This is a genomic window from Klebsiella sp. CN_Kp097, assembly GCF_040064495.1.
Taxonomy (GTDB): Bacteria; Pseudomonadota; Gammaproteobacteria; order Enterobacterales; family Enterobacteriaceae; genus Klebsiella; species Klebsiella aerogenes.
Map to the genome: position 1 here is coordinate 1 of NZ_JBEAIL010000017.1, position 1,425 is coordinate 1,425.

The following is a 1,425-nucleotide window of genomic DNA, read 5'->3' on the forward strand; positions in this document are numbered from 1 at the left end:
TTTTAACGCTGAGGTGTGATGACGAGGCACTACGGTGCTGAAGTAACAAATGCCCTGCTTCCAGGAAAAGCCTCTAAGCATCAGGTAACATTAAATCGTACCCCAAACCGACACAGGTGGTCAGGTAGAGAATACCAAGGCGCTTGAGAGAACTCGGGTGAAGGAACTAGGCAAAATGGTGCCGTAACTTCGGGAGAAGGCACGCTGATATGTAGGTGAAGCCCCTGCGGGTGGAGCTGAAATCAGTCGAAGATACCAGCTGGCTGCAACTGTTTATTAAAAACACAGCACTGTGCAAACACGAAAGTGGACGTATACGGTGTGACGCCTGCCCGGTGCCGGAAGGTTAATTGATGGGGTTATCCGTAAGGAGAAGCTCTTGATCGAAGCCCCGGTAAACGGCGGCCGTAACTATAACGGTCCTAAGGTAGCGAAATTCCTTGTCGGGTAAGTTCCGACCTGCACGAATGGCGTAATGATGGCCAGGCTGTCTCCACCCGAGACTCAGTGAAATTGAACTCGCTGTGAAGATGCAGTGTACCCGCGGCAAGACGGAAAGACCCCGTGAACCTTTACTATAGCTTGACACTGAACATTGAGCCTTGATGTGTAGGATAGGTGGGAGGCTTTGAAGCGTGGACGCCAGTCTGCGTGGAGCCAACCTTGAAATACCACCCTTTAATGTTTGATGTTCTAACGTTGGCCCCTAATCGGGGTTGCGGACAGTGTCTGGTGGGTAGTTTGACTGGGGCGGTCTCCTCCCAAAGAGTAACGGAGGAGCACGAAGGTTAGCTAATCCTGGTCGGACATCAGGAGGTTAGTGCAATGGCATAAGCTAGCTTGACTGCGAGCGTGACGGCGCGAGCAGGTGCGAAAGCAGGTCATAGTGATCCGGTGGTTCTGAATGGAAGGGCCATCGCTCAACGGATAAAAGGTACTCCGGGGATAACAGGCTGATACCGCCCAAGAGTTCATATCGACGGCGGTGTTTGGCACCTCGATGTCGGCTCATCACATCCTGGGGCTGAAGTAGGTCCCAAGGGTATGGCTGTTCGCCATTTAAAGTGGTACGCGAGCTGGGTTTAGAACGTCGTGAGACAGTTCGGTCCCTATCTGCCGTGGGCGCTGGAGAATTGAGGGGGGCTGCTCCTAGTACGAGAGGACCGGAGTGGACGCATCACTGGTGTTCGGGTTGTCATGCCAATGGCATTGCCCGGTAGCTAAATGCGGAAGAGATAAGTGCTGAAAGCATCTAAGCACGAAACTTGCCCCGAGATGAGTTCTCCCTGAGACTTTAAGTCTCCTGAAGGAACGTTAAAGACGATGACGTTGATAGGTCGGGTGTGTAAGCGTAGCGATACGTTGAGCTAACCGATACTAATGAACCGTGAGGCTTAACCTTACAACGCCGAAGGTGTTTTGGCG

The 1,425-nt window shown here is 52.4% G+C and carries 1 rRNA gene; it reads left to right on the top strand.

Features of this window, described 5'->3' with window-relative positions:
- Positions 1–1,402 (top strand): 23S ribosomal RNA (locus tag ABLV07_RS16360); the annotation flags it as partial.
- Positions 1,403–1,425: the final 23 nt, after the last annotated feature.